The sequence below is a fragment of the Beijerinckia sp. L45 genome (assembly GCF_009765775.1).
Taxonomy (GTDB): domain Bacteria; phylum Pseudomonadota; class Alphaproteobacteria; order Rhizobiales; family Beijerinckiaceae; genus RH-AL1.
Genome location: NZ_LMUU01000002.1, coordinates 37,809 through 44,140 on the forward strand (window position 1 = coordinate 37,809; position 6,332 = coordinate 44,140).

Annotated in this window: 6 protein-coding genes; 3 read left to right on the forward strand and 3 right to left on the reverse strand. The window is 68.0% G+C overall.

Annotation, left to right across the window (positions count from 1 at the left end; all coding sequences use genetic code 11):
• From GSQ79_RS00515 to GSQ79_RS00525, 3 genes are read left to right on the forward strand one after another with little or no spacing between them, the layout of a single operon-like run.
• Positions 1-1,317 carry a DUF898 family protein gene (locus tag GSQ79_RS00515; RefSeq protein ID WP_158806784.1) on the forward strand — a complete coding sequence of 439 codons (1,317 nt, stop codon included), beginning with the start codon at positions 1-3 and terminating at the stop codon, positions 1,315-1,317.
• Entirely contained in the window at positions 1,317-2,402 is a 1,086-nt protein-coding gene (locus GSQ79_RS00520; RefSeq protein ID WP_158806785.1) for a M48 family metallopeptidase, read from the forward strand. The genes GSQ79_RS00515 and GSQ79_RS00520 overlap by 1 nt, the downstream gene beginning before the upstream one ends.
• A gap of 15 nt (positions 2,403-2,417) precedes the next feature.
• On the forward strand, positions 2,418-3,194 hold the full coding sequence (locus tag GSQ79_RS00525) for a DUF1499 domain-containing protein (protein WP_158806786.1): 777 nt from the start codon (positions 2,418-2,420) through the stop codon (positions 3,192-3,194).
• On the opposite strand, the gene GSQ79_RS00530 is transcribed toward GSQ79_RS00525, so the two are convergent.
• From GSQ79_RS00530 to GSQ79_RS00540, 3 genes are all read right to left on the reverse strand, one after another.
• Positions 3,173-4,123, reverse strand: a complete 951-nt coding sequence (locus tag GSQ79_RS00530) for an MBL fold metallo-hydrolase (RefSeq protein WP_158806787.1) — start codon at positions 4,121-4,123, stop codon at positions 3,173-3,175. The two genes, GSQ79_RS00525 and GSQ79_RS00530, sit on opposite strands and share 22 nt — an antisense overlap.
• A complete protein-coding gene (locus GSQ79_RS00535) occupies positions 4,120-5,433 on the reverse strand; it encodes a chloride channel protein (RefSeq protein ID WP_246725012.1) in 1,314 nt (437 codons plus the stop codon). The genes GSQ79_RS00530 and GSQ79_RS00535 overlap by 4 nt, the downstream gene beginning before the upstream one ends.
• 123 nt (positions 5,434-5,556) lie before the next feature.
• On the reverse strand, positions 5,557-6,332 hold a 776-nt coding region (locus tag GSQ79_RS00540; RefSeq protein ID WP_210252971.1), incomplete at its 5' end, for a molybdopterin-binding protein.

Genomic DNA, 6,332 nt, shown 5'->3' on the forward strand with positions numbered 1-6,332 from the left:
GTGAGCGTCGACAGCAATGCCTTCGAGATGGATCCGCCGGCCGTCGTCATTGGGCCGGATGCGGTGGCGCCGCGGCAGTCGGATCGCGTCGTGTTCGGGCTCGACGGCATCCACTTCATCGCGCTGCTGCTGCGCGCGGCGGTGCTCGAACTGATGACGCTCGGCCTGTACCGCTTCTGGCTGACCAACGATATCAGGCGCTTTCTCTGGTCGCACACCTCGCTCGAAGGCGAGCGCCTGGAATATTCCGGGCACGGGCACGAGCTCTTCGCGGGTTTTCTGGGCGCCTTCGCGATCCTGGTCGCGCTCTCGGCCTGCATCTACGGCCCCTCGCAGCTGCTCGACGCCGCCTGGCTGCGCTACGCCACCATCCCGTTGTTCTTTTTTCTCCGCCAGGTTGCGACCTATCAGGCGCGACGATACCGTCTGTCGCGCACGCTCTGGCGCGGAACACGGTTCTGGATGGACGGGTCGGCGCTGGGTTTTGCCGCCCGGGCCGTCCTCTGGGATGCCGTGGTGCTCTTGACGCTCGGTCTGGCCTGGCCCTGGCGCGTGGCGGCGTTGGAGCGCTACCAGCTTGGCCATAGCGGCTACGGCGTGCTGCCGGGCCGTTTCGACGGCGAGGGGTCGGGGCTGTTCCGGCGTGTCGCGTGGATGTGGATCGTGATGATGATCCCGGTCGGCTGCCTCGCCTACCTTGCCATGACCACGGCGGCGACGCTCGATTGGTCGCCGGACGCCTCGAATGAAGATCTCTTGTCCGCGATCCTCGGCCCGCGGTCGCATATCGTCCCGCTGATCGCGGTGCTGTTGTCGCCGTTCGTGGCGCTCACCCTGTTTGCTCTCTACAACGCCGAGTCCTGGCGCTGGTGGGTCAACGGCATTCGCTTCGGCGATGTCGAGCCCCACTGCGCCTTGAGTCGCAGCGCGATGTTCGGCCTGTATCTGAAGGCCGGCGTGGTCTTCACCTTCGCCGCGCTCTGCGTGACCGTGCTCGGGGTGACCGCCGGCCTCGTCGCCCTGACGATCTCGAAGATCTCCATCCTCGACACCGCGTCGATGGAGGCGGCGCTCGGCGCGCTCAACGACAATCACCCCTACGCCGTGCTCGCGCTGCTCGCGGGCGGCTATATCGTGATCGTCCTGACGTTCGGCGCGGTAAGCCGGTTCTTCTTCGATTACGCGCTGTGGCGCGTCGTTCTGCCGACGCTGTCGTTCAAACATCTCGCCGCCGCCGAAGACATCGACGCCAAGGGCACGCCGGCCAACGCCCTGGGTGAGGGGCTGCTCGGCCTGCTCCGGATCGGCGGATTGTGATGCCGGAAACGCCGCACGAAGCCCCGGCCTTCTATTTCGATGGGCGCACCAACACGCGGCGGCTCGTGACCATCCGCTTTCTCGATGCGCTGGAGATCACCGAGGGCGGCGCGTTCGTCGCGGCCTGGCCCTATCCGGCGATCCGCCGGGTCGACCGCTACCCCGACGGCCTGCGCCTGCTCGCGGTGGGGACGCCCGAGCTGTCGCGGCTCGAGATCAAGGACGCCGACAGCGAGGTTCTGATCCTCGAGCGCTGCCGCTGGATCAACGAGTTCGATCCGCATCTGCCGACGATTCTCCGGCGCATCGTGGCGCCGCTGATGCTCGTCGCGGTGCTGTTGCTGCTGGCGATCTTCGTCGGGATCCCGTTTCTCGGCGACCGGGTCGCCAAGGCGACACCGGACACGATCGACATGGCGTCGGGGCAGCTGTTCGCCTCCGCCTTCGAGGCGCAGGCCAAGGCGCTGCGCTGCGCCGCGCCGTCCGGGCTCGACGCCCTGCAGCACCTGGTCACGACGCTGCACCAGGCCTCCGGCGTCACGATCCAACCGAAGGTGACGGTGGTCAGCGACCCCAGCGACAATGCGCTGACCTTGGCGGGCGGCCTGATCGTCGTCTACGACGGCATTCTGCGAAAGGCCCAGAACCCGGACGAGTTCGCCGGGATCATCGCCCATGAGATGGGTCACATGGCCCACCGCGATTTCTTTCGCGGGTTGACGGCGATGACGCTCGAGCCCGTGTTGCTCGGCCTGACCTTCGGCGACGTCACCGCGGCAGGCCTTGCCACCAAGCAGACCAACGGCCTGATCCATGGTTATACCGGGCGCGGGATCGAGTTTGCCGCCGACCGCTACGGGGCAGAACTGCTGAAAAGCCTAGGCCGGCCGCCGAGCGCGCTCGGCGTTATCCTGCTGCGGCTGGCCGACGGCGGTAAAGGCTTCGAGGGGCTGTATGCGGATCATCCCGTCGGGACGGATCGCGCGCAGGCGATCGGTCAGATCGCGCCGCCCGCCACCGAGGGCCCGGATCTGCTATCCCCTACGGAATGGGACGCCTTGAAGGCGATCTGTGACCACGGTTGAGATGAAGCACACGCCATGCGCCGCATAATCCTGGAAGAGCCTTTGGCGCGCACCGCCGTGTGGAGCCGCGGCTTTGCGCTGTTCGCCCTGGCTGTCGCTCTAATCGGCGTGGTCATGGCGCGGGCGGGTCTCGACCCGACGGCCGCGATGGCGATCGAGGGCGGCACGATGCTGATCGCGGTGGCCGCCATTCTCTTCGCGCTGGCGGCGATGGTGGTGATCTGGCGCACCGGCTATCGCGGGACGGGGCGTCTGCTCTGCGGGCTGTTCATCGCGGCGGTGGTGCTCGCCTATCCCGGATTCATGGTCATCCAGGCCAATCGCATCCCGCACCTGCGCGATGTCTCGACCGACCTTGCCGAACCGCCCCGCTTTGCGACCTCGCCGCAGGCGGTGGCGGTGCGCGGCGGCAAGACGCCGGGCGAACCGTCGCAGGCGGAAAAGGATCTGCAACGCCGGCTCTATCCCGACATCCAGCCGATCGTTCTCGATATCGAGGCGATGGATGCGCACGCCTTGATCCTGAAGATCGTCACGGCCCGGCATTGGCGGATCACCGACGACGCCTTGCCGCTCGGGCGTTTCGGCGTCGGCCGCATCGACGCCGTGGCCAAGACGCTGGTGATGGGCTTTCCCGCCGATGTCACGATCCGCATCAAGCCGCTCGCGGGTCAGGCGCGCGTCGATATCCGCTCGGTCTCGCGCACGCCGTGGCAGGAGCCCGGCAGCAATGCCGCGCGCATCCAGGCTCTTGCCGCGGACCTCGACGATCAGTCGTCGGACGACAAGTGAGCTGACACCGGATCGGTGAGCCGGAATGCCGCGTCCAGGCTCGGTGGGCCGTCGGCGATCACGGATCCCTTTTCGATCATCTCCTCCAGATGCGCCTGCACCGACAACGACGCTGCCCGAGTCAGCCGCGGGTCGAGGCCCTCATAGATCCGGGCGACGATGGCGGCGATCGTCGTATCGCCGGCGCGCAGCCGCGAGAAAATCGCCACGTCGCGCTGCCGGCGGTGCTGCAGCAGGGCGCGGATGAAGCGCTGCGGCTCGCGCACGGGGCCGCCGTGGCCGGGCCAGTACAGCGTCTCGCTGCGGCCGCGTAGCCCTTCGAGCGAGGCGCGATAGGCCCCCATGGAGCCGCTCGGCGGGACGATGACGGTGGTCGACCAGGCCATCACGTGATCGCCGGAAAACAGCGTCGCCTCCTCGGGCAGGGCGAAGGCGAGGTGGTTCATCGTATGGCCGGGCGTCGCCACCGCCTGCAGCGTGAAGCCGACGCCGTCAAAAATCTCGCCGTCGGCGAGGATACGGTCCGGCTTGTAGTCGAGGTCGTTTGATCTCTGGACGGCTGCCGTTTCGGCCATGGTCGGCGCACGCGCAGTGATGTGGGGCCCGCAGCCGATGACCGGCGCACCCGTCGCCGCCTGCAGCAGGCGGGCCGCCGGCGAATGGTCGCGATGGGTGTGGGTGACGAGGATCTGCGCCACCCGTTCGGTGCCGAGCCCGCGCAGGAGTGCGTCGATATGCTCGGGCAGCTCGGGGCCCGGATCGATGACGGCGACCGCGCCATGGCCGACGACATAGGTGCACGTGCCCTTGAACGTCATCGGGCCGGGGTTGGGCGCGACGATGCGGCGGACCAACGGGGAGAGGCGGACGAGCGTCCCCGGCGGAGCCTCGAAGGCGACGTCGAACGGAACGTCGGGGTCCTCGCTCATGCGGCCCGCGGCGGCGGCAGCGGCGCTTCGAGGCGTGATGCGGGCTCCTTCGGCAGGAACGACTTCGACAGCGCGTGATAGAGGCCCTCCTTGCACACGAGCTTGGAGACGCCGTCGGCGATCAGCGCGGCGACCATCAGCGGGATGACCATCGCGTGGTCCTGGGTCATCTCCGAGACGATGACGAAGGAGGTGATCGGCGTCTGCACCACGCCGGCGAGATAGGACGCCATGCCGATCAGGGCGAGGGCGCCGAGCGGGACGCTTTGGAAGATCGCATGCAACTCGGCGCCGAGGCCGGCGCCGATGGCAAGCGACGGCGCGAAAATGCCGCCGGGAATGCCGGATATCGCCGAGAGGATCGTTGCCACGAATTTGGCGGGGGCGAAGGCGAGGGTGAGGTCGCTGGTGCCATGGAGAATGCCGCGGGCCTCCTCGTAGCCAGTGCCGTAGGACGAGTGGTGGCCGAGCATGCCGCAGCAGGCGACGCCGAGGCCGCACAGCATCGCGAACACGATCGGGCGGCCCTTGATGAAGCGGCGATAGGCGTGCTCGCGGCCGCCGGTGAGCACGATGATGAGGATCTTGCTGAACAAGCCGCCGAACAGGCCGCCGAGGACGGCGCACAGCGGCACCACCAGCCAAGCCCGCCCGAGCGGCAGGATCTCCGCCGTCGAGCCGAAATAGGTGTAGTCGCCGAGGATGCCGAGCGAGGTGATGCCGGCGGCGATGATGCAGCCGAGGATTAGCCCGCTAGTTTTGGATTCGAAGGAGCGGCTCAGCTCCTCGATGCCGAAGACGATGCCGGCTAGCGGCGTGTTGAAGGCCGCGGCGATCCCTGCCGCGGCGCCGGCGAGCAGCAGGCCCTGCTGGTAGACGACGGTGGAGCGCCGGCCGATCGCGCCCATGATCGAGGCGCCGACCTGGACCGTCGGACCCTCGCGGCCGATCGAGGCGCCGCAGAGCAGGCCGAGCATCATCACCACGACCTTGCCGAAGGCGACGCGTAGCGACACCAAGGCAAGCCTGGCTTCAGGGTCGTCGATCTGCCGCGCGGCGATCACCTGTGGGATGCCGCTCCCTTGCGAATTGGGGAACACGGTGCGGGCGAGATAGACGGCGACGCCGAAGCCGGCCGGCGTGACGACGAGGGCGAGATAGGGGGAGATCGCGAGCAGGTCGCGAAACAGCGCCTGCGCCTTGTCGGCCATCAGCGCCATCAGCACAGCGGCGCCGCCGACGCAGAACCCGCCAGCCAGGAAGATGACGCGACGGGTCCACTGGTTCTGCGCCAGACGCGACTGACGCATGCGAAGAAAAAAGGCGCGGCGTTCGGGCGTCATCGATCCAGCCGGGTCGGCCGCGATCCCACCGATGCGACACCCGTCCTTATCGAGTGGCCCGTCGTCGCCGGCAAGGGCTTTCCCCGCCGTTCAGATCCCGGCGTACCAGTCGTAGCCGAGATCTTCCCAGTAGCCGCCCTTGCCGCCGCCGATGTGCTCGAAGCTCTCCACCAGTTCGATGCTCTTGATGTACTTGTTCATCTTGTAGCCGAGCTGGCGCTCCAGCCGCAGGCGCAACGGCGCGCCGTGGGCGACCGGCAGCGGCCCGTCGTTCATCTCGTAGGCGAGGATCGTCTGCGGATGCGCCGCATCCGTCATGTCGATGGAGCCGTAATATTTCGGCGGAGGGCCGTCGAGCGGGCTGCCGGCGTCAGCGTCGGATTCGCCCTCGCTCTGGTCGGCGCCGAGCTGGTCGAAGCAATGGAACACGACGAAGCGGGCTTCGGACTTCGGGACCACGAGGTCGAGGATCGCGCTGAGCGGCGGGCCCTTCCATTTGCCGATGGCGCTCCAGCCCTCGACGCAGTCGTGCCGGGTGATCTGGGTGCGGGGCGGCATCGCCTTCAGGTCGGCCAGCGTGAAAGTGCGCGGATGTTCGACGAGGCCGCCGACCTCCATCGACCAGGTCGCGAACTTGTCCTTGACCAGCGCCTTGTACTCCGGCGCCTTCGGATCGATCGACCCGTTGGCGCGGAAGTCGGGCGAAATCTCGGACGGCGCGAACTCGGGCGCCAGCGCCTTTTCGCTCATCAAGGCGCGCTGCGCGACGTAGCTCATGTCGTTGGCGGCCTGGAATGCCTTCTGGCCCTGCGACGAGGAGGCGACGCGGTCGCATCCGGCCAGCATGAAGCCCGCCGCGCCGGTGA

Coding starts and splice junctions, on each gene's coding strand:
- GSQ79_RS00520 (WP_158806785.1), top strand. CDS start 1,317: ATGCCGGAAACGCCGCACGAAGCCCCGGCCTTCTATTTCGATGGGCGC.
- GSQ79_RS00525 (WP_158806786.1), top strand. CDS start 2,418: ATGCGCCGCATAATCCTGGAAGAGCCTTTGGCGCGCACCGCCGTGTGG.
- GSQ79_RS00530 (WP_158806787.1), bottom strand. CDS start 4,123: ATGAGCGAGGACCCCGACGTTCCGTTCGACGTCGCCTTCGAGGCTCCG.
- GSQ79_RS00535 (WP_246725012.1), bottom strand. CDS start 5,433: ATGCGTCAGTCGCGTCTGGCGCAGAACCAGTGGACCCGTCGCGTCATC.